This window comes from Thalassobacter sp. HA4-2 (assembly GCF_055693705.1).
Window position 1 is genome coordinate 22,551 of record NZ_JBVFUK010000001.1, and the last position, 20,536, is coordinate 43,086.

Consider the following 20,536-nt stretch of genomic DNA (forward strand, 5'->3'; position numbering starts at 1 on the left):
GGGCGTGCACATCCGGGCTCAATTGTTTCAATTCCGTCGTGCGGTTGTTGCAAGGGCGGGGCATTTGTTACAGGAACAGCCATGGATTTGTCCCTGACCCTGTCTGACCGTATCGCACGCGCCCGCACGGATCTGGCCCTTGGCCTGCCCGTGGCCCTGCGCGCAGACGATGGGGACGTACTCGTGGCCAGCGCCGAGGCGATCAGCGCCGACCGCCTGTCCGCCTTGCGCGCCCTTGGTCCCGTGTGGGTGGGCCTGACGGACTGGCGCGCGCGGACCCTGAAAACCGCCGCCTACCATGGGGATATTGCGCAGGTGGCCCTGCCCGAGGATGCAGACCTGCGCTGGCTGCGCGCCGTGGCCGACCCGCGCGACGATCTGGCGGTGCCCATGAAGGGGCCCCTGCGGTCCACCCGCGATGGGGATCCGGGGCCTGCACGGGCGGGCGTGGCACTGGCCAAGGCGGCACACCTTCTGCCGGCTGTGGTGGGTGTCACCGCCCCCACTCCTGTCCCCGCCGACATCAACGTGCTGAACCTAGATGCTGTTACCGCCGCCCTCAGCCAGCAGGCGGTCATGTCCCGCATCGTCGCCGCCCGCGTGCCCGTGGTTCAGGCCCCGGGTCGCCTGCACATCTTTCGCCCAAGCGACGGGGCAGAGGAGCATTATGCCTTCGAACTCGCCACCCCCGACCGCAGCCAGCCCGTGCTGGTGCGCCTGCACTCGGCCTGCTTTACCGGCGATGTGCTGGGTAGCCTGAAATGCGACTGCGGCCCTCAATTGCACGCGGCCTTGGACAGGATGGCGGGCGGCGGGGTCCTGCTGTATCTGAATCAAGAGGGGCGCGGCATTGGCCTTGCCAACAAGATGCGCGCCTATGCCCTGCAAGACCAAGGGTTCGATACCGTTGATGCCAACCACAGACTGGGTTTTGAGGATGACGAACGCGATTTTCGCATCGGAGCCGCCCTGCTGCGCGATTTGGGGATTGCCCGGGTGCGCCTGCTGACCAACAACCCCGCCAAGGTCGCCATGTTGCAGGCCCAAGGGATAAAGGTCACGGAGCGCGTGTCTTTACAGGTGGGCCAATCACCCGAGAACTCCGCTTACCTGGCCACCAAGGCCGCCAAATCGGGGCACCTGTTGTGAAATCCATTGACCTTGTGCTTACCCCCAAGGGCCTCCGCTTCATGGGCCACACCTTCCCCTGCACCATCGGGCGCGGCGGCATCTCAACCACCAAGCGCGAGGGCGACGGCGCCACACCTGCGGGCCGCCACGGGCTGGTAGGTATGCTTTACCGACCCGACCGTATGGCCAAACCCGCCGCCTGGGCGGTGCCCATCCGCCCAGGCGACCTGTGGTCCGACGACCCGGGGGACGAGGATTACAACTTGATGGTCCGCGCCCCCTACCCCCACAGCGCTGAACGCCTGATGCGCGCCGACCCCCTGTATGATCTGGTGATCCTGACGAACTGGAACTGGCCCTTTGCGGAACGCGAGGCCGGATCGGCCATCTTCATCCACCGCTGGCGCAAGCCGGGCCACCCGACCGAAGGCTGCATCGGTCTGGACCCCCGCGCCCTGCGCTGGATCGCCAAGCGCATTCGTCACCAGACAAGACTGATCGTCCCGGCTTCTTTGGGCTAAAAATACCCTCGGGGGGTCTGGGTGGCTGGCCCCCCTAAGGTCCTGTTTTCCCAAACAGGCGGTGGGACAAGTCCCACCCTACCGTAGGGCGGGATTTATCCCGCCGCCCTGATCAGGTGGCGCGATCCCCGAAAATGGCGGACCCCACGCGGATGTGTGTCGCGCCAAGGGCAATCGCATGTTCGAAATCCGAACTCATCCCCATGGACAGCCCAGCCAACCCATTACGCGCGGCCAGTTTGGCCAGCAGGGCAAAGTGCAGGGACGGGTGTTCATCTACAGGCGGGATGCACATCAGGCCCAGCACGTTCAAGCCAAAGCCCCGCACCTGCGCGACAAAATCATCGACCTCTGCGGGCAGGACACCGGCCTTTTGATCCTCGGCCCCGGTGTTCACTTGCAGGAACACTGCCGGGGTACGGCCAACCCCGGCCCCTATCTCGGCGATGCGCTTGGCGATTTTGACCCGGTCCACGGAATGAATCACGTCGAACAGCTCTACCGCCGGGCGGACCTTGTTGGATTGCAGCGGTCCCAGCAAGTGCAGCTCGATGCCCGAATAGGCCTGTTGCCACGCGGGCCACTTGCCCTGCGCCTCTTGCACCGTGTTTTCACCAAAGACCCGGTGGCCTTGGTCCAACACGGCGGCGACCCGGTCGTTGGGCTGGCGTTTGGATACGGCAATCAGGGTGGTTTGGCCTGCGCGATCTGCTGTGGCCTCGGCCTGCGCGATGCGGGTCTGGATATCAGATAGGGACATGTCAGCTCCTGTTTCGCACAGGTGTCCCAAAAGAAAAGAGCGGGCACAAGGCCCGCTCTCTCCGTCATACCAATCCGTTAGGATTAGAAGGACATTGCAACACCGAGCGACCAGTTGTCGTCGTTTGCGCCCAGCTTGACGGAAGCGCCGCCGCCCAGGTCGTATGCTGCTGCAACACCGAAGCCATCGGTGCCGTTGTTGTCACCCCAGTTTGCGTGCAGGGACAGGCCGTTTGCAGAGTAGCCAACGCCGATCTGTGTCAGGTCGGTATCTGCACCGAGGGCGTCTTCACCTTCAGCGTACATAACGCCTGCGGAGAATGCACCTGCGGAGTAACCCAGGGACAGACCGGTCATGCTTGCGTCAGAGCCAGCTGCTTCTTGGTGGCCGATGCCGAAAGCAAAACCAGCCACGGAGCCTTTGAAACCAATCGCCATGCCGGTGTCGCCGTTGCCAGCGTTAACCAGGCCACGTGCGTCGTTTGGCGCGTCGTCTTGCTCGACGGAGATCGCAACAGCGTAGTCGCCGAAGGAGTAGTCATAACGCAGGACTTGGTTGTCGCCTGCACCGTCCAGGTACCCACCGAGGTAACCAGCGTGGGACGTCTCTTCGTCAGCGATCGAACCTGGGTTGCCGACGTTGCCGCCTTCGGTCAGGGCCCAGTCCATAGCGCCATCTGTGTCACCCATGGTCAGTGTGCCGAAGCCGCCGGAGATGAAGATCGCAACGCCAGACAGGTTGGAGTCTTCGACGCCCAGGCCGCCAGCTTCGTCCAGATCAACGGCTGCGCCGAATGTCAGGCCACCGTCGGTTTCGCCGGACATGGTGAATGTCACGTCAACGTCTTGGAAGAATTCGACGTCTACGTTGGAACCACCAGTGATACCCATTTCGGCGGAGCCGGTGATTGCGACGTCAGCAGCTGCTGCGCCTGCGAATGCGACCAGAGCGGTCGAAGTCAGAAGAACTTTTTTCATAGTTTTCCCTCGGAAGTTTGAATTACGCCCCAACACAGGGAATTCCGCATTGAGTATGGGAAGCGTATTCGCCCTTTCCCCCCAAATACGCAAGCATGCCCCATCGCTGTTCCAACAACTCGGGGGTTTGTGGTGCAGACATGTCACAGTCTGGGCAAGTGCCGGGCGAAACTGGCAAACTTCTGCCAATACACCTTAGGCATTGCCCGGGATTGGTGCGTCCGGTAGGACAGTGAAAACGCGACTTTCCGTGGGGATATGGCCGATGCCTTATACACGCATGCTGAAAACTGTAACGACATTGGCGCTTATCCCGGCCCTTGCAGCCTGCGGTGGTGGCGAACGCGCAGCGGAAGAGCGGCTTGAACGGGCGCAAAACCAACAAGTGGACGAACGCTTCCGCCCCCGGGACCGTGGCAACACGATCTGGAGCTTGTTTGACGACGCCGATAACCCCAACACCACCGTCGAGGTGAACAAGTACCTTTGGCAGGCCTCTCTCGAAGTGTTGGATTTCATGCCCATCGAGGCGGCAGATCCATTCTCCGGCGTGATCCAGTTCGGCTATGGCCGCCCCCGGCGGGCGCACCGCCTATCAGGCCACGGTCTATGTCCAAGACCCCGCCTTGGATGCGCGCAGCCTGAACCTTGCCCTGCGCACCCGGTCCGGCCCGGTGTCCCGCGACACCCAGCGTCAGATCGAGGATGCGATCATGACCCGGGCACGCCAGCTGCGCATCCGCGACAGCAACCTATAGAAACCTGACACCTCACGCGGTATGCGTGCATCCGGGTGCCTGCGCGCCCGGCTCGATTAGGATATGCAGATGACACAATACGACACCTCCGCCGTTGAACCCAAATGGCAGCGCGCCTGGGATCAGGCCGACACGTTCAAAGCCGTGCGCGATGACCGGCCCAAGTATTACGTGCTGGAGATGTTCCCCTATCCGTCGGGCCGCATCCACATCGGCCACGTGCGCAACTACACCATGGGCGACGTGATCGCGCGGTATAAGATGTCGTGCGGGTTTTCGGTGTTGCACCCTATGGGGTGGGACGCCTTTGGGATGCCTGCCGAGAATGCCGCGATGGCGTCCGGCGGCCACCCCAAGGAATGGACCTATACCAACATCGACGTGATGCGCGGCCAGATGAAGCCGCTGGGCCTGTCCATCGACTGGTCCCGGGAATTCGCCACCTGCGACCCCGAATACTACGGCCAGCAGCAATCGCTGTTTCTGGATTTCCTAGAGGCCGGGCTGGTCTACCGCAAGAACGCGGTGGTGAATTGGGACCCGGTGGACATGACGGTGCTTGCCAACGAGCAGGTCGAGGACGGTAAGGGCTGGCGGTCCGGGGCCGAGGTCGAACGGCGCGAGCTGACGCAGTGGTTCTTCAACATCTCGTCGATGGCGGATGATCTGCTGGGGGCTTTGGGCGACTTGAACCAGTGGCCCGACAAAGTGCGGTTGATGCAGGAAAACTGGATCGGCAAATCGCGCGGGCTGCAGTTTGCGTTTGAGCGTGTGGACGGGGGCGAGCCCATCGAGGTTTATACCACGCGGCCCGATACCCTGATGGGCGCGTCGTTCGTGGGCATTTCACCGGGTCACCCGATTGCGAAACAAATGGCCGAGGACAACCCAGAGGTCGCAGCCTTCATCACAGAAGCGTCCAAGGGTGGCACCACGGCAGAGGCGATCGAAAAAGCCCCCAAGCTGGGTTTCGACACCGGGCTGCGGGTCAAACATCCCCTGAACCCCGATTGGGAATTACCCGTCTGGATCGCGAATTTTATCCTGATGGATTATGGCACCGGGGCGATTTTCGCCTGTCCGGCCCATGACCAGCGGGACTTGGACTTCTGCCGGAAGTATGACCTGCCGGTGATCGACACCTTCTTTGCGCTGGACGATCCCACGCCGGTCGACACCGAGGCCTTCGTGCCGCCGAAGACGGAACGCGTGAAATGGGTCAATCATTTCGCCGGGCTGGACGAAGCAACCGGGGCCGAGGCCATCGAGGTCACGATTGATTTCGCCGAAAAGGCGGGCTGGGGCAAAGGCGTGGAACAATTCCGCCTGCGCGATTGGGGCCTCAGCCGCCAGCGCTATTGGGGCTGTCCGATCCCGGTGGTGCATTGCGCCGATTGCGGCGTGGTGCCCGAGAAAAAGGAAAACCTGCCCATCGAATTGCCCGACGATGTGTCCTTCGACATCCCCGGCAACCCGCTGGACCGCCACCCCACGTGGCGCGATACGCCTTGCCCGGCCTGCGGCAAGCCTGCGCGACGTGAAACGGACACGATGGACACCTTTGTGGACAGTTCGTGGTATTTCGCCCGGTTCACCGCCCCGCGCGCGGAGACGCCCACGACCGATGACGCCAACTATTGGATGAACGTGGACCAATACATCGGCGGGGTGGAACACGCGATTTTGCACCTGCTCTATTCGCGGTTTTTTGCCCGCGCCATGAATGTCACGGGCCACCTGCCCGACACCGCGCGCGAGCCGTTCAACGCCCTGTTCACCCAGGGCATGGTTACCCACGCGATCTATCAGACCCGCGATGCCAATGGCCGCCCCGTCTATCACATGCCCGAAGAGGTCGAAGACGGCAAAGTGATCGCCACGGGCGAAGTGGTCGAGGTCATCCCCTCGGCCAAGATGTCGAAATCCAAACGCAACGTGGTCGATCCCATGGCGATCATCGACCAATATGGTGCCGACACCGCCCGGTGGTTCGTGCTGTCCGACAGCCCCCCGAACGGGACGTGGAATGGACCGCAGCGGGGGCAGAGGCCGCGTTCAAACACTTGGGCCGGGTCTGGCGTCTGGCCAATGACGTGGCCCGTGCGGATCGCCCGGCCAATGACGCGGACAAAGACCTGCTGCGCGCCATGCACCGCGCCATCGACGATGTCACCAAGGGGATCGAAGGGTTCGCGTTCAATGCCGCTGTGGCCAAGCTTTATGCCTTTACCAACGCCCTGAACAAATCCGATGCGGGCGCCGACACCCGGCGCGCGGCGATGAAGACGCTGGCGCAGTTGATGTCGCCCATGACCCCGCATTTGGCCGAGGAAATCTGGCACCTGCTGGGCGGCGAGGGTTTTGTTGTGAACGCGGATTGGCCCAAAGCAGACCCCGCGATGCTGGTCGACGACACCGTCACCCTGCCCATCCAAATCAACGGCAAGCGCCGGTCCGAGTTGAAGGTCGCCAAAGACCTGCCCAAGGCAGAGGTTGAAAAATTGGTGCTGGCAGACGAAGCTGTCGTACGGGCGCTGGATGGCGGCACCCCGAAAAAACTGATCGTTGTACCGGGGCGGATTGTGAATGTGGTCATCTAGAAGAGCGTTCCTGCTGGCCCCTTTGGCACTGGCGGCCTGCGGCTTTACCCCGGTTTACGGACCGGGGGGCAGTACCCTACGGGGCAACCTCCAAGTGGCAGAGCCAAACGACCGCGATGCCTTTGCCTTTGTGGCGCAGATGGAACGGCGGCTGGGCCGCGCGCCTAACCCGCGCTACACGCTGGATTACACCATTACCACCGCCGAGGACGGCCTTGCGATCACCGGATCCAACGACATCACGCGATTCAACGTCACGGGCGAGATTGCCTATACCGTGTCCAAGGGCGGCACCCCCGTGGTGTCAGACACCGTGAACGGCTTTACATCCTACTCTGCCAGCGGGTCCACCATCTCGACCCTGACCTCCGAACGGGACGCCCGCGCCCGGCTGATGGTCATTCTTGCGGACCAGATCGTGACCCGCCTGTCCGTGAACCCCGCCCTGCAATGAAACTGGCGGGGGTGCAGGCCGCACGATTCTTTGCCAACCCGGAGCCGGGGGCGGCAGGCATCCTGATCTATGGCGGCGACGCCATGCGCGTGGCCCTGCGTCGCCAGCAGGTGATCAAGGCGCTGGTGGGCCCGGAGGGAGAGGCCGAGATGCGCCTGTCCCGCCTGCCCGCCGCCGATGTGCGTCGCGACCCGACCCAAGTGCTGGACGGGCTCAAGGCCCAAGGCTTCTTCCCCGGGCCGCGCGTTGTGTTCGTCGAGGACGCGACCGAGGCGACGGCCCCCGCGATTCTGCCCGCGCTGGCCGACTGGGCCAAGGGGGACGCCACGCTGGTCGTCACCGCCGGATCCCTGCGCGCCACATCGAAACTGCGCAAGGCGTTCGAGGGTCACAAACAAGCTTTTGCCATTGGCCTCTACGACGACCCCCCAGCCGTGAAGAGATCGAGGCCGCCCTGCGGGACGCGGGGGTGGGCCGCGTGGACGGCGAGGCGCAGCGCGATCTGGAAAACCTGTCCCGCGCGCTGGATCCGGGCGACTTTCGCCAAACGGTGGAAAAGCTGGGCCTCTACAAACTGGGCGACGACAGCCCCGTGACCCCTGCCGACATCGCCGCCTGCGCCCCCGCCACCATCGAAGCGGAGATTGACGAGGTCCTGCACGCCGCTGCCGAGGGGCGCGTGGGCGACATCGGCCCCCTGATGGCCCGCATGACCGCCACGCCCGTATCCCTGTGCATCAACGCGACCCGGCACTTCCGCACGCTTTATGCCGCCGCTTGCGACCCTCAAGGGCCTGGTAACGCCATGTCGCGCATGCGCCCACCGGTGTTCGGCCCCCGCCGCGATCGCATGGCCCGGCAGGCCAGCCGCATTGGCCGAGACCGGCTGGAAACAGCAGTAGGCGTGCTGATGGACACCGACCTGACCCTGCGCAGCAGTTCCATGGCCCCGCAAATGGCGGTGATGGAACGCGCGCTGATCCGCCTCGCCATGCTCGCCAGCAGATAGGAAACCGTCATGATCACTGTCATCGGCAGCCGCAAAAGCCGCGCCTTCCGCGTCCTCTGGATGCTCGAAGAACTGGGGCTAGACTATACCCATACCGCCGCGGCACCGCACTCGGACGCCGCAAAAGCGATCAACCCGACGGGCAAAATACCAGCGATCCAGATCGATGGGGCGGTCCTGACAGACTCAACGGCAATCTGCCAATATCTGGCCGATCGCGAAGGGCGCCTGACCTACCCCACAGGTACGATGGACCGCGCCCACCAGGATGCCCTGACCCAACGGCTCCTCGACGAATTCGACAGCACGCTATGGACCGCCGCAAGGCACAGCTTCCTGCTGCCCGAAGACCACCGTGTGCCTGCAATCAAAGACAGCCTGAAATGGGAATTTGACCGGGCGCAAACGGGCCTTGCCAAAGACCTCGGCGACAAACCTTTCCTGATGGGCGATAACATCACCGTCCCCGACCTGATCCTTGCCCACTGCATGGGCTGGGCCACAAACGCGCGGTTCCCGGTCCAAGAGGGCCCCCTCAAACGGCACCTGAACGCCATGCGCGCCCGCCCGGCATACCAACAGGCGGCCACCAAGGCTTAACCCTGCTTCATTGGGTTAGAAATACTCCTGGGGGGTCCGGGGGGCAAAGCCCCCCGGCGTCGCGGTGGACCGCAGGTCCAGCGCAAAACCTCACCCAAAATCCCCGTGACAGAACCAGCCCGGCGTCATGGTCGCCCCATGGGCATAATACAGCCACAGCCGCGCGCCCTCTTGCGTGTCCACGCGCCAATAGTCACGGGGGCCCGTGCGCCACTCAGGCTCGTCCAACCACCATTCCGGCGCGATCCGCTCTGGTCCCGTGCCCGCCACCGTGTGCCAAACCCGGCCCCGCCACCGAAAGGTGGCAGGCAACTGCGGCACCTCGGGGCATGTCACGGGTTCGGGGCGAAACAGAGTCAGGGGGCGGGGGCCATGGGGCGCGGGCCAAGCCTCCGGGTGCGCTGGCACCCAGGCAGCCCCTACCACCCGCACGGTCTTTTCGGGAATATGGCTGGACACGGGTTGCAGCCGCGTGATCGCCTCCAGCCCGATGCGCGTGCCCAACCGTTCGATCAGGGCGGCCTCGGCGTCCAGCCCCACATCCTCGCCCACACAGGGGCCGCCACTGTGTTGCCGGGCAGACAAGGCCTCGGTCACATGGGCGTGCAGGCGGATCATGTCAAAGCCATAGCCCGCATCCACCTCGCCCAGCTTCATGGCCAGCAGACGGTGCAAAGTCTCTGCGTCCCGCGCGGGGCGGGCCAGCCCGACCTCAACGACCGCCACGCCGCCCCCCGGACGATACAGCTCCAACCGCAACCGCCGCGCGCCGCGTCCCTTGTCAGCCAGCTTGGCACACAGGGGCGGCAGGATCCGGTCAAGCCCTGCGAGGATATCCGCCTCCAACCCGATGGGATCGGGGAACGACAGGCGGATGGCAAAGTGTAATGGCGCACGGGCGGGGGTGATCGGCTCCGGCTCCACGCCAAGGGCTTGATCCAGCCGCCGTACCAGCAACCGCCCGAACCGACGCGCCAACGCCGCGCGCGGCTGCCCCATCAAATCACCCACCCGGCGCAGGCCGACCTTGGCCAGACCCTCGATCGTCGGTCCATCCAACCGCAAACAGGCCACCGGAAGGTCCGCCAGCACCCGGTGCACTTGGCCGGGCGGCGCGATCCGTGCGGCCTGTCCCGTCACCCCCACGCCGGGTGCGGCCCCGCCCCTTTCCCAGTTGCGCCGCTTGACAGCCCGGGACCGAGTGGCGCGCGCCTCTTGGTCAATGTCATCACCGGACCGCACAGCACCCGCCTGCGCGCTCGCATACCGCGCCAGTGCCCAAGCGGCCCCGGGCGTATCCGCCAGCCCCAACCGCACGGTCAGCCCCTGGTCGGCGCAATCCTGTTCGGCCATGGCCACCAGCCCCGCCTCGCCGCCAAACAGGTGGGCGCAGCCGGTCAGATCCACGATCAGCCCCTCGGGCGGCTCCTCCGCCACCCAAGGAGAGAACTTGCCCGCCCAACGGCGCAGGATGGTCAGGAACATCGCCATGTCCTGGGGCGCCTCGGCCCGGGTCAGCAGGTCTGGACACAGCGCGCGCGCGTCCTGCACCCCCTGCCCCCGCCGCAATCCGGCGGCCGAGGCTGCGGCCGACAAGGACACAAGCACTTGTGCATTGCCGCGCGTGCCCACGACCCCAAGGGGCCGTTCCGTCAGCCCCCGTTCCAGACGCAAGGCCCGGTCCGCCGCCAGACGCGGGAACCACAGGGATAGATATCTTCGGTTGGGCATGTGGCAGCACCCCCTGTCCGACTCACCGTATGTTCTATATATGTTCTCATTTAGCCGTCCCTGCTTGCCCCGTCCAGCATCCCGCGCCATGGTGCACAAATGGACAGCCTACACGACCTGATGGCCCGCCATGCCCAGCCCGGGCATGTGACATGGATCGGCACGCGACCCGCGCGCCGGGCGGACATGATCGCCATGGATCGCGCAGACATCACAGACGCTGGCCTTGCGGGGGACCGCGCCAAGGCGGGCAAGCGCGCCGTGACCCTGATCCAGGCCGAACATCTGCCCGTTATTGCCGCCCTCACAGGTCAGCCCGTCACACCAGACATGCTGCGCCGGAACCTCACCGTGGCTGGCATTAACCTTAACGGCCTTAAGGGGCGGGACATTGCCATCGGCCCCGTACACCTGCGCATCACGGGTCCCTGTATGCCCTGTTCCAGAATGGAAGAGATCTTTGGCCCCGGCGGCTACACCGCCGTGCGCGGCCACGGTGGGTGGTGCGCACAGGTCCTGACACCCGGCCCCATCGCCCTGAACGACGAAGTACGCGCCCTATGATTCGCCTTGCCACCGACGCCGACCGCAGCGCCATCGCCACCCTGCACACCACCAGTTGGCAGGTCAGCTATCAGGGCACCCTGCCCGATGACTATCTAGCGAACGGCCTACCCCAAGACATGGCCACCCAATGGGCCAACCGCCCCCTGAACGACGCCACGCGCCTGACGCTGGTGGCGGAGGACGGCGGCGCGCGGGGGTTCATCCATACTTTTACCGATCGGCCCGTTCCCTATATCGACAACCTGCACGTTGACCCGACGGCCCGGTCCAAGGGCTACGGCGCGGCCCTGCTGCGTGCCACACGCGACCGGCTTGGTCCTTGCGCGCTGACGGTTCTGGCCAGCAACCACCGCGCCATTGAGTTCTACGTCCGCGAAGGTGGCCTCTTGGGCAAGATCCTTGAGGATGAGCTTTTTGGCCACCCCGTCACAGCACAAGAAGTCGCCTTTCCTTGAGCCACGTCAAAGCGCGCGAGCGCCCAACGGGCCAAAATGGTGTCGCACAAACGGGAGATCAAACATGTTCAAAACAATCCTTGTGGCCGTGGACGGATCGGAAGGCGCGGACAAAGCCCTGCTGGCGGCCTGCGACGTGGCCCAGAAGTACGAGGCTGCCCTCTACATCACCCACGCACCGCAACTGGAAACGGCTGTTGTTGTCGGCCCCTTCGGCGGCACGACCACCGTCAACCCGAATCCCCAAGCGATCCAAGAGGCGGGAGAGGCCGTCCTCGCCATGGCCGTCACCAAAGCCAAAGAGGCAGGCGTCACACCCGCCGACACCCATTTGGCACAGGGTGCCCCCGCCGATGCCATCCTGACCTATGCAGAGTTGCAAGACGCAGATCTGATCGTCATGGGCCGCCGGGGCCTGAGTGGTCTGGCCAGTTTGTTCCTGGGGTCCGTAAGCCAATCCGTCACCCACGGGGCCAAGTGCACCATGATGACCATTCACGCCTGACACCCCACGTCTTTAGGCCACAAATACCCTCGTGGGCGCTGAACGCGCGGGGGGCAGCGCCCCCTAACGCCGCAGACGTCGCAGCAAGTCCAGCGAAGCGTAGCCGTCAGGCACCACCCCGATGCTGGCCTGATACTCGCGCACGGCCTGCAGGGTATTCGGCCCAATCTTGCCATCCACCTTTCCGGCGGAATGGCCAGCCTGCCCCAGTCGCTGCTGCAACTCCTTGCGCTCCGCCAAGGTCAGGGCCCGATCTCCGCGCGGCCAACTGGCCTGTATCGCGGGGCCACCTTGGATGCGATCTGACAGATGGCCGACCCCAATCACATAGGCATCGGCGGGATTATACCGCTCGATCACCGCAAAATTTCCGTAAATCGCAAATGCAGCCCCCTTGGACCCGGCAGGCACAAGGATCGAGATTTGGCCATTTGCAGGCAGCTGTTGGCCGTCCACTGTCCGTACCCCCGCCCGGTTCCAATAGCCTGCGTTACGCTTCACACGCTCCCCGGTCTGGGCGTAGTCGAAGCCATTGGGCAGGCGCACCTCTAGGCCCCACGGCTGGCCCTTTGTCCACCCAAAGTGCTTGAGGTATGCGGCGGTCGAGGCCAGTGCATCCGTGGGATCATCACTCCAGATATCGCGGCGGCCATCGCCGTTGAAATCCTGTGCGTGGGCCAGATAGCTGGACGGCATGAACTGCGTGTGGCCCATGGCCCCGGCCCAGCTGCCCTCCATGTTCGCCGGGGTCGTGTCTCCCGATTGCAGAATGCGCAAAGCCTTGATCAACTCGGATTCAAAAAACGACGCGCGGCGACCGTCATAGGCCAGCGTCGCAAGCGCACTGATGGCGGGGGTGCCGCCCTTGAATGTGCCATAGGCGGACTCAAGCCCCCAGATGGCCACGACCACCTCTTTTTCCACGCCATAGCGCGCCTCGATTGCGTTCAGGGCGCTGGCGTGGCGGCGCAGGGCGGCCTTTCCATTGGCAATGCGGGTGTCAGACACGGCGCTGTCCAGATACTCCCACAGTGTTTTGGTAAATTCGGATTGGTTGCGGTCCAGCTTGACCACCTGTGGCAGGTAGCGCGCCGACCCAAGGGCCATGTCCAAAGTCCGCTGGTTGATCCCTTGCGCCCGGGCCCGGGGCTTGAAGGCGGCGATCCATGCATCAAACCGGGCATTGCCCGCCACGGGCGTCACGTTGGACGTGGATTTCACCGTGCGCGGTTGCGGTCGCACAGATGTCGCCAAGGCCACACCGGCCACCTGCACCGACAGCACAGGCCGCTGTTCTGGTCGCGCGGAAATGTCGACCGCCCGCCCGAACGCCGGGGCTGTCACAAGGACACAGCACAAAAGACCAAAGATCACACGCATGGGGCACCTGATTGTTTCCACAATCCCAATCCTAGCGCGATTGTTTCCATTCGGGAAGCAATGCCTGCAAAGCATGAATGCCCGGTTAAGGCCACCGGCCAAAAAGCGCCGCTGGCCTTAGGTCTTTTTCTTACGCAGCTTACCCTTTTTCGGGCGGCCCTTACCGCGTGGCTTGCCGCCCGGGCGACCCCTGCGGCGGGGACGGGCGAGGGGTTCGCCGTCCAGCTCCAACAGCTCCAACGTGATGCCGCCTGTGACAGGGGCCGCCTCGGCCAGTTTGACGATGGCCTTTTGGCCGACCCCCAGAATGGTGCCGGTTTCCGTCCCTTCAAGGGTCTGCGCCTCGCGGTCGTAGCGGAAGTACTCCGCCCCGATGGACCGCACGGGAATGATGCCGTCTGCGCCTGTCTCGTCCAGTTTTACAAAGATGCCAAAGGACTGCACCCCGCTGATCTGACCCGTGAAGGTCGCGCCCACTTTGTCCGACAGAAAGGCCGCAAGGTAGCGGTCAGACGTGTCGCGTTCCGCCACCATGGACCGGCGTTCGGTCACGGAAATCGCCTCGCCGGTTTGGACCAGCTTTTCAACCTCGGCAGGTGTCTGCCCGTCATCCCCCCAGCCGTGGGCCGCGATCAGGGCGCGGTGCACCACAAGGTCCGCATAGCGGCGGATGGGACTGGTGAAGTGGGCATAGCTGCGCAAAGCCAGACCAAAGTGTCCAAGGTTCTTCGGCGTGTAATAGGCCTGCATCATGGACCGCAGGGTGGACAGGTTGATCAGCTCTTGGAATTCGGTCCCCGCCGCCTGCCCCAACAGACGGTTCAGGTTCGCCGTGCGTAACACTTGACCCTTGGGCAGGGCCAAACCGCTGGCCGTCGCCGTTTCGCGTAGGGCATCCAGCTTGTCCCCCTCGGGTTCCTCGTGCACGCGGTACAGCAACGGCTTGCCCTTAGCCTCCAGGGTTTTGGCGGCGGCGACGTTGGCCAGCACCATGAATTCCTCGATCAGGCGGTGGGCATCCAGACGGTCCTTGAAGGCGACCTCGGCCACCTGCCCCTCGGGCGTCAGGACGATGCGGCGTTCGGGCAGGTCCAACTCCAGCGGCGCGCGTTTCGCCCGGGCCCGTTTCAGGGCATCATAGGCCGCATAGAGGGGCCGGATCACGGTGTCGAGGTAGGGTGCGGTGCGGTCCGTGACCGTCCCGTCCATGGCCGCCTGCACCTCGTCATAGACAAGGCTCGCGCGGGATTTCATCAGCCCCCGGTGAAAGGTGGAGGATGTAAGTTCCCCGCCCGCGTCGATCACCATGCGCGCAGCGATACAGGGGCGCGGCACACCTTCGTGCAGGGAACACAGGTCGCCCGACAAATGGTCGGGCAGCATGGGCACGACCCGGTCCGGGAAATAGGTGGAATTGCCGCGTTTCAGCGCCTCGCGGTCCAGCGCGGTGCCGGGGCGGACGTAGTGGGCGACGTCGGCGATGGCGACCCACAGGATATGCCCCCCTCAACGTCCGGATCCGGTTCGGCATAGGTGGCATCGTCATGGTCGCGCGCATCGGCGGGGTCGATGGTGACCAGCGGGATATGGGTCAGATCCTCGCGTCCCTCGGGGGTTTCCACGGGGGCCGCAGCCTCGGCCTGGGCGATCACATAATCGGGAAAGTGGTCGGGAATGCCATGCTGGTGGATCGCAATCAGGCTGACCGCGCGGGGGCCAGAGGGATCGCCCAGCCGGTCCACAATGCGCGCGCTTGGCAGGCCCATGCGGCCCTTGGGACCGGATTGCTCGGCCTCCACTAATTCTCCGTCTTTGGCGCCACCCGTGGCCCCCGGGGGCACGCGCCATTCGCGGTCGGCTTTCTTGTCGATGGGCTGGATCCGCCCGCCCTCTGCTCCGGTGCGGAACACGCCCAAAACGCGCTGTGGGCCAGTGCCAATGCGGCGGATCAAGCGACCCTCGTGGGTGTGATCCTCGCCTTTGACTTCCGTCAGGCGGGCCAGGATCTTGTCGCCAGCGCCCAAGGCCGGATCGCCTACCTTGGCAATGTACAGGATGCGGGGGGTGTCACCCGCGCCGCCCCATTCCAGGGGTTCGGCGAACAAGTCGCCATCCGCATCGGTCCCCGTAACCTTAAGGACCGAGACGGGCGGCAGGGTGCTGCTGTCCCGTGTGGTTTTCTTGCGCTTGATCAGATGGCCCTCGGCCTCCAGCTCTCGCAGGATACGCTTGAGGTCGATACGCGCGGCCCCCTTGATCCCAAAGGCCTTTGCGATGTCGCGTTTCGAAGTCAGGGTGGGGTTGTCGCTGATCCATTGCAGGATGTCATCGCGAGAGGGGATCTTTGCCATAGGGCGCACCTAACACGGACGGGCGGGGGACGGTAGGGTGGGACTTGTCCCACCCCTGCGGCGGGGGCGGCGGGACAAGTCCCGCCCTACGGGGTGCACTGCGCGAAGGTCTTATTCAAAATCTCTTGCAGGCTTTTTGCGTCCTCTTGGGTGAAGGCATTGGGCTGGTCGCTGTCGATATCAAACACGGCGATCAGATCACCCCGCCCGTTGCGCACAGGCAACACCAGTTCGGACCGCGTGCTGGAGGCGCAGGCGATGTGACCTGGGAAGGCCTCGACATCGGGGACCAATTGCATCCGCCCCGTACGCGCGCAGGCCCCACAGACACCGCGCGAAAACGGGATAACAAGACAACCGTGACCACCTTGGTAGGGTCCGATCTTCAACATGTCCGGCCCGGTCACGCGATAGAACCCGGTCCAGTCAAAGCGGGCGTCGGAATGGTGCACTTCGCAGGTCACTGTGGCCATCAGGGCGACCGTGTCGGTTTCGCCCTCGGTCAGGGCGGCGATGGTTTTGGCAAGGTCAGTATAAGTTGGCATGTCACTCGACGGGGATATCCCCGCACCCAGAGGTGTTTCCGGCCCAAAGGCGTTGGAACATCCTAGCAAGGCCCATGCGCCCGCACCAGCGTTGATCCAATCATCCGCGCTGACCCTTCTAGCGGAAAGGAAATCGTAACGATTGCCCCCTACCGTCACGATATCTTGGGCGAGAAGGAGCGGTGAGATGGAGTTGGAACAGACCCTGCACAGAGACATTCTGTGCCTACGCGTGGTAGATGATCGAATTGATGCAGCCGTGTCAGTCGCCTTCAAGGACGCTTTCCGCGCGGCAACGGCAGACCACTTGGGCAGGGTGATCATTGATCTGCAAAACGTCCAGTTTCTGGACAGTTCTGGCCTCGGTGCTCTGGTCGCCGTGATGAAGTTACGACCCAAGGAACATGGTCTGGAACTGGCTCACCTGACCCCCATTGTGCGCAAGGTGATTACCTTGACCAAGATGGATCTGGTGTTTGACATCCACGATGATCTGCCCGCGACCATCGCAGACCCTTCGGCAGCGTGAAAAGGAAGCCTCATGTGCAACGGTATCGGCTATGAAATTCTGACCAAGGAAATCCCGGGAACGGCGCACGCGGTCAGCGCAACCTTGCGCAATCTACAACAACAGTTGGACCAAGCGGATATAAGCGATGCGTGCCGCGAGAACCTTATGATCGTTCTGGGCGAGGTACTGAACAATATTGTTGAGCATGCCTATGCAGACGCAAAGGGCGGTGTGATCCGACTTTGCGCGGCGGCGACAGATCATGGCATTCATGTCTGTGCCGCGGACAACGGTCGGCCTATGCGCGGAGGGACCACGCCAACCGCCAGCCTGCCGGACCGCGGCCGGGAAACCGACTGCTTGCCGGAAGGTGGATTTGGCTGGTTTATCATTCACACCCTGGCCGAGGACATGACCTACGAGCGCATCGCCGGCGAGAACCGTTTGGCCTTTTCCATCCCCCATTGATGCGCAGCCGGTGACAATCATGATCCGCAGCCTTCACTGACACCCAATGCGCAGCCAATAAGCCGAAAATTAAACACAAAGCCTTCGTATGGTTGACGCAATCCAGCCGCATTATCGCCTTGTAGCTGCATATAGCTTCACCTCGGCGGCATGTGGACAGCCCCCAAACCGTCCCTTGCCGTCGGGGTTCAGCTGCTTCCGGTCTTGGCAATCCGCCCCTTGCGGCCTAGCGTCTGCCACACCACAGACACGGAGGCACCATGCGCGATTTTCAGACACCCGGTAGATCTCCGGTTTTGGCGACCAATGGCATGTGCGCCACTTCGCACCCCTGGCTGCTAAGGTCGCCGTTGATACCTTGCAGGCTGGTGGCAACGCAGTAGATGCAGCCATCGCCGGCGCCGTGATTTTGGGCCTGTTGGAACCACAAATGACTGGCATTGGTGGCGACTGCTTTGCCCTGATCAGCCCCGCAGGCAGCGACGACGTGCTGGCGTTGAACGGATCCGGCACTGCACCTGCCGGAATGACCGCCCAACGCCTGCGCGCCAAAGGCCTGACAACCATCCCCCTGAATACGCCCGAGGCGATGACCCTGCCCGGTGCCGTGGATGCCTTTTGCACCCTATCCGAAAGTCACGGCAAACTGGGGATCGAGGACACGCTGGGTCGAGTGATCCCTTATTTCCAGGAAGGCGCGCCTGTTGCCCCCCGCGTGGCCTTCGATTGGGCCGAGGCCGCGGACGACCTGCAAGGTGCGGGCCGCACCCACTACCTGCCTTGGGGCCACGCACCGAAGGTCGGCGCCAATTTCGCCCTGCCCGCCCAAGCAGAGGCTCTGAAGCTGATTGCCAAACATGGGCGCGCGGGTTTTTATGAAGGCGCGGTCGCCGAAGATATGGTCAACACGCTGAAAGCAGCGGGCGGTGTCCACACGTTGGACGATTTTGCAGGCGTGGCCTGTGACTGGACCGACCCGATCAGCGGCATGCACAACGGGGTCGAGCTGGTGGAACATCCGCCTAACGGCCAAGGCGCGACAGCGATCTTGATGAACAACATCCTCGCGCATTTTGATATTGCCAGCCTCGACCCGTTCGGCGCGAAACGCGCGCACCTAGAGGCTGAGGCGGCCAAACTCGCCTACGACGCCCGGAACCGTCTGTTGGCAGACCCGGACCACACGAAACGGCTGGACCACATGCTGTCGAAAGACACCGCTGCCAAACTCGCGGCCCTAATTCATCCCAAACGTGCCATGGACGCCGCCGCCCCACTAACCGAGGCAGTACACAAGGATACGATCTACATCACCGTGGTCGACAAAGACCGCATGTCAGTATCGCTGATCTATTCCGTGTTCCACAGCTTTGGCTCGGGCCTCGCGTCAGAAAAATACGGCATTCTGTTCCAGAACCGGGGCGCGGGATTCAATCTGACGCGCTGGCACCCCAATGAATATGGCCCGGGCAAACGCCCGATGCACACGATTATCCCCGGCATGTTGCGCCAAGACGGCAAGGTCACCATGCCGTTCGGCGTCATGGGAGGGCAGTACCAACCCAACGGCCACACGCGGTTCCTGTCGAACCTGACGGACTTTGGCATGGATGCCCAATCCGCCATCGACGCCCCGCGCAGCTTTGCCGACAATGGCGTCCTGAAGGTCGAACGGGGCTATAGCGACAGTGTCCGGGCGGAGCTTTATGCCATGGGCCACACGGTCGAAATCCCAGACGGCCCTATCGGCGGCGCGCAGGCCATTCGTATCGACGACAGCGGCTACCTAGAGGGGGCGTCGGACCCGCGCAAAGACGGTTGCGCCTTGGGGTACTAGGTAGGGTGGGACTTGTCCCACCTCTCTGCCCCCGATCCGCCCAGCGTTACGCATGCGCAAAATTCGGTCAGCCTATCTGACTGGTAAGTAAAGCTTTATCAAGAAATCAAAGCCGCTCGATCGCCAAGGCAATGCCCTGTCCGCCACCGATGCACATCGTGATCAGGGCCTTTGAGCCGCCGATCCGTTCCAGCTCATACAGGGCTTTCACCGCGATGATCGAACCAGTGGCCCCGACCGGGTGTCCCAAAGCAATCGCGCCGCCGTTCGGGTTCACGCGGGCGGGGTCCAGACCCAACTCCTGCGTCACGGCGAGCGCTTGACTGGCAAAGGCCTCGTTCGACTCGATGATGTCAAAATCCCCGACCGACAGACCCGTTCGTGCGCACAGGGCCTGCACTGCTGGCACGGGACCGATGCCCATCACCTCGGGCCGGACACCTGCATGGGCATAACCGATCACGCGGGCACGGGGGACCAGCCCCGCCGCCTGCGCCGCATCCGCCGTTGCCAACACCAGCGCTGCTGCCCCGTCGTTGATGCCACTTGCATTGCCAGCGGTCACGGTTCCGTCTTTTTCGAACACGGGGCGTAACCCGCCCAGCTTGTCCAAGGTCGTGGCCTTTGGGTGCTCATCGATGGCGAAGGGGACCAAGTCACGCTTCACACGAACCTCGATGGGGACGATTTGATCGTCGAAATGCCCCGCCGCAATGGCCGCCGCGGCGCGGTCCTGGCTCTGCATCGCAAAAGCGTCTTGCATGTCGCGGGTGATTCCGTGTTCGCGGGCTACGTTTTCCGCCGTCACGCCCATGTGTCCGGTGCCAAAGGGGCAGTTCAGCGCACCCAGCATCATGTCGACTGCGCCCGCGTCCCCCATCTTTTGCCCAAAGCGCGCGGCAGGCAGGGTGTATGGCGCGCGGGACATGGACTCCGCGCCGCCGACCAGCGCGAACTCCGCATCCCCCAGTTGCAGCGCCTGCACGCCAGTCACGATGGCTTGCACCCCCGACCCGCACAGACGGTTGACGTTCATCGCAGGCGTGGTTTCCGGCACGCCCGCCTGCATCGCGGCGACGCGGGACAGATACATGTCGCGAGGTTCCGTGTTGATGACGTGGCCAAAGACAGTGGTGCCGATCTGCGCGCCTTCGACGCCTGCACGGTCCAATGCGGCCTTTGCCGCGGTTGCACCTAGGTCAATTGCGGATGTGCCTGCGAGGCTGCCGCCAAAGGTGCCGATAGCGGTGCGCGCACCGGAGAGTATTACGATATCGGTCATGTGGGCCTCCGTCTGGGTTAAGGGGAGGCTAAGGCTTGGGGCGCGGCGTGCAAGGGGGACGTGGCGTTCGCAAACCGGACGACCCGTAATGTGG

Annotated in this window: 15 protein-coding genes and 5 pseudogenes; 13 read left to right on the forward strand and 7 right to left on the reverse strand. The window is 63.7% G+C overall.

Translation table 11 applies throughout. From position 1 onward, the window contains the following. The first annotated feature begins 81 nt into the window (after window positions 1–81). Together ribA and ACZ1G0_RS00115 are read left to right on the forward strand one after the other, a co-directional pair. Window positions 82–1,149, forward strand: a complete 1,068-nt coding sequence (gene ribA, locus ACZ1G0_RS00110) for a GTP cyclohydrolase II (RefSeq protein WP_472735079.1) — start codon at window positions 82–84, stop codon at window positions 1,147–1,149. Window positions 1,150–1,190: 41 nt separating this feature from the next. After that, window positions 1,191–1,652 carry a L,D-transpeptidase family protein gene (locus ACZ1G0_RS00115; RefSeq protein ID WP_472735080.1) on the forward strand — a complete coding sequence of 154 codons (462 nt, stop codon included), beginning with the start codon at window positions 1,191–1,193 and terminating at the stop codon, window positions 1,650–1,652. 112 nt (window positions 1,653–1,764) lie between these two features. On the opposite strand, the gene ACZ1G0_RS00120 is transcribed toward ACZ1G0_RS00115, so the two are convergent. Further along, on the reverse strand, window positions 1,765–2,412 hold the full coding sequence (locus ACZ1G0_RS00120; protein ID WP_472735081.1) for a YggS family pyridoxal phosphate-dependent enzyme: 648 nt from the start codon (window positions 2,410–2,412) through the stop codon (window positions 1,765–1,767). Between the two features lie 83 nt (window positions 2,413–2,495). After that, entirely contained in the window at window positions 2,496–3,389 is an 894-nt protein-coding gene (locus ACZ1G0_RS00125) for a porin (RefSeq protein WP_472735082.1), read from the reverse strand. 265 nt (window positions 3,390–3,654) lie between these two features. Between ACZ1G0_RS00125 and ACZ1G0_RS00130 the strand changes: the two are divergent. The 5 genes and pseudogenes from ACZ1G0_RS00130 (at window position 3,655) to ACZ1G0_RS00150 (ending at window position 8,810) form a co-directional block, all read left to right on the forward strand. Then, window positions 3,655–4,147: pseudogene (locus ACZ1G0_RS00130) on the forward strand (DUF3576 domain-containing protein). A 69-nt stretch (window positions 4,148–4,216) separates the two neighbouring features. Next, a pseudogene (gene leuS, locus ACZ1G0_RS00135) lies at window positions 4,217–6,747 on the forward strand (leucine--tRNA ligase). Continuing rightward, on the forward strand, window positions 6,734–7,201 hold the full coding sequence (gene lptE / locus ACZ1G0_RS00140) for an LPS assembly lipoprotein LptE (protein WP_472735083.1): 468 nt from the start codon (window positions 6,734–6,736) through the stop codon (window positions 7,199–7,201). Before leuS ends, lptE begins: the two are co-directional and overlap by 14 nt. Beyond that, window positions 7,198–8,210, forward strand: a pseudogene (gene holA / locus ACZ1G0_RS00145) (DNA polymerase III subunit delta). The gene lptE and the pseudogene holA overlap by 4 nt, the downstream one beginning before the upstream one ends. A 9-nt stretch (window positions 8,211–8,219) precedes the next feature. Further along, entirely contained in the window at window positions 8,220–8,810 is a 591-nt protein-coding gene (locus tag ACZ1G0_RS00150) for a glutathione S-transferase family protein (RefSeq protein WP_472735084.1), read from the forward strand. A 90-nt stretch (window positions 8,811–8,900) separates the two neighbouring features. On the opposite strand, the gene ACZ1G0_RS00155 is transcribed toward ACZ1G0_RS00150, so the two are convergent. Further along, a complete protein-coding gene (locus ACZ1G0_RS00155) occupies window positions 8,901–10,541 on the reverse strand; it encodes a Y-family DNA polymerase (RefSeq protein WP_472735085.1) in 1,641 nt (546 codons plus the stop codon). Between the two features lie 99 nt (window positions 10,542–10,640). Here ACZ1G0_RS00155 and ACZ1G0_RS00160 point away from each other — a divergent pair, with 99 nt between their 5' ends. The 3 genes from ACZ1G0_RS00160 to ACZ1G0_RS00170 all read left to right on the forward strand — a co-directional run bounded on the left by ACZ1G0_RS00160 (window position 10,641) and on the right by ACZ1G0_RS00170 (window position 12,068). Continuing rightward, entirely contained in the window at window positions 10,641–11,105 is a 465-nt protein-coding gene (locus ACZ1G0_RS00160) for an MOSC domain-containing protein (RefSeq protein WP_472735086.1), read from the forward strand. Next, on the forward strand, window positions 11,102–11,563 hold the full coding sequence (locus tag ACZ1G0_RS00165) for a GNAT family N-acetyltransferase (RefSeq protein ID WP_472735087.1): 462 nt from the start codon (window positions 11,102–11,104) through the stop codon (window positions 11,561–11,563). The genes ACZ1G0_RS00160 and ACZ1G0_RS00165 overlap by 4 nt, the downstream gene beginning before the upstream one ends. Before the next feature lie 64 nt (window positions 11,564–11,627). Beyond that, window positions 11,628–12,068: a universal stress protein gene (locus tag ACZ1G0_RS00170; RefSeq protein WP_472735088.1), complete on the forward strand. Its 441-nt coding sequence runs from the start codon at window positions 11,628–11,630 to the stop codon at window positions 12,066–12,068. A 63-nt stretch (window positions 12,069–12,131) separates the two neighbouring features. Here the strand turns inward: ACZ1G0_RS00170 and ACZ1G0_RS00175 are convergent, their stop codons facing one another. The 3 genes and pseudogenes from ACZ1G0_RS00175 to ACZ1G0_RS00185 form a co-directional block, all read right to left on the reverse strand. Then, window positions 12,132–13,448 (reverse strand): lytic murein transglycosylase, encoded by a 1,317-nt coding sequence (locus ACZ1G0_RS00175; RefSeq protein ID WP_472735089.1) that lies wholly within the window; start codon window positions 13,446–13,448, stop codon window positions 12,132–12,134. Window positions 13,449–13,565: 117 nt separating this feature from the next. Continuing rightward, window positions 13,566–15,799, reverse strand: a pseudogene (gene rnr, locus ACZ1G0_RS00180) (ribonuclease R). Window positions 15,800–15,885: 86 nt separating this feature from the next. Next, window positions 15,886–16,344 carry a GAF domain-containing protein gene (locus ACZ1G0_RS00185; RefSeq protein ID WP_472735090.1) on the reverse strand — a complete coding sequence of 153 codons (459 nt, stop codon included), beginning with the start codon at window positions 16,342–16,344 and terminating at the stop codon, window positions 15,886–15,888. A 187-nt stretch (window positions 16,345–16,531) separates the two neighbouring features. On the opposite strand from ACZ1G0_RS00185, the gene ACZ1G0_RS00190 reads away from it, so the two are divergent. From ACZ1G0_RS00190 to ACZ1G0_RS00200, 3 genes and pseudogenes are all read left to right on the forward strand, one after another. Further along, window positions 16,532–16,873: an STAS domain-containing protein gene (locus ACZ1G0_RS00190; protein WP_472735091.1), complete on the forward strand. Its 342-nt coding sequence runs from the start codon at window positions 16,532–16,534 to the stop codon at window positions 16,871–16,873. 12 nt (window positions 16,874–16,885) lie between these two features. After that, window positions 16,886–17,323 carry an ATP-binding protein gene (locus tag ACZ1G0_RS00195; RefSeq protein ID WP_472735092.1) on the forward strand — a complete coding sequence of 146 codons (438 nt, stop codon included), beginning with the start codon at window positions 16,886–16,888 and terminating at the stop codon, window positions 17,321–17,323. A gap of 260 nt (window positions 17,324–17,583) precedes the next feature. After that, window positions 17,584–19,160 (forward strand): annotated as a pseudogene (locus tag ACZ1G0_RS00200) (gamma-glutamyltransferase family protein). A 106-nt stretch (window positions 19,161–19,266) separates the two neighbouring features. Here ACZ1G0_RS00200 and ACZ1G0_RS00205 read toward each other — a convergent pair. Next, the gene (locus tag ACZ1G0_RS00205) at window positions 19,267–20,442 is read right to left on the reverse strand and encodes an acetyl-CoA C-acyltransferase family protein (RefSeq protein WP_472735093.1); all 1,176 of its coding nucleotides are present in this window, start codon (window positions 20,440–20,442) and stop codon (window positions 19,267–19,269) included. Window positions 20,443–20,536 lie beyond the last annotated feature (94 nt).

Coding starts and splice junctions, on each gene's coding strand:
- ribA (WP_472735079.1), top strand. CDS start 82: ATGGATTTGTCCCTGACCCTGTCTGACCGTATCGCACGCGCCCGCACG.
- ACZ1G0_RS00115 (WP_472735080.1), top strand. CDS start 1,191: ATGGGCCACACCTTCCCCTGCACCATCGGGCGCGGCGGCATCTCAACC.
- ACZ1G0_RS00120 (WP_472735081.1), bottom strand. CDS start 2,412: ATGTCCCTATCTGATATCCAGACCCGCATCGCGCAGGCCGAGGCCACA.
- ACZ1G0_RS00125 (WP_472735082.1), bottom strand. CDS start 3,389: ATGAAAAAAGTTCTTCTGACTTCGACCGCTCTGGTCGCATTCGCAGGC.
- lptE (WP_472735083.1), top strand. CDS start 6,734: ATGTGGTCATCTAGAAGAGCGTTCCTGCTGGCCCCTTTGGCACTGGCG.
- ACZ1G0_RS00150 (WP_472735084.1), top strand. CDS start 8,220: ATGATCACTGTCATCGGCAGCCGCAAAAGCCGCGCCTTCCGCGTCCTC.
- ACZ1G0_RS00155 (WP_472735085.1), bottom strand. CDS start 10,541: ATGCCCAACCGAAGATATCTATCCCTGTGGTTCCCGCGTCTGGCGGCG.
- ACZ1G0_RS00160 (WP_472735086.1), top strand. CDS start 10,641: ATGGACAGCCTACACGACCTGATGGCCCGCCATGCCCAGCCCGGGCAT.
- ACZ1G0_RS00165 (WP_472735087.1), top strand. CDS start 11,102: ATGATTCGCCTTGCCACCGACGCCGACCGCAGCGCCATCGCCACCCTG.
- ACZ1G0_RS00170 (WP_472735088.1), top strand. CDS start 11,628: ATGTTCAAAACAATCCTTGTGGCCGTGGACGGATCGGAAGGCGCGGAC.
- ACZ1G0_RS00175 (WP_472735089.1), bottom strand. CDS start 13,448: ATGCGTGTGATCTTTGGTCTTTTGTGCTGTGTCCTTGTGACAGCCCCG.
- ACZ1G0_RS00185 (WP_472735090.1), bottom strand. CDS start 16,344: ATGCCAACTTATACTGACCTTGCCAAAACCATCGCCGCCCTGACCGAG.
- ACZ1G0_RS00190 (WP_472735091.1), top strand. CDS start 16,532: ATGGAGTTGGAACAGACCCTGCACAGAGACATTCTGTGCCTACGCGTG.
- ACZ1G0_RS00195 (WP_472735092.1), top strand. CDS start 16,886: ATGTGCAACGGTATCGGCTATGAAATTCTGACCAAGGAAATCCCGGGA.
- ACZ1G0_RS00205 (WP_472735093.1), bottom strand. CDS start 20,442: ATGACCGATATCGTAATACTCTCCGGTGCGCGCACCGCTATCGGCACC.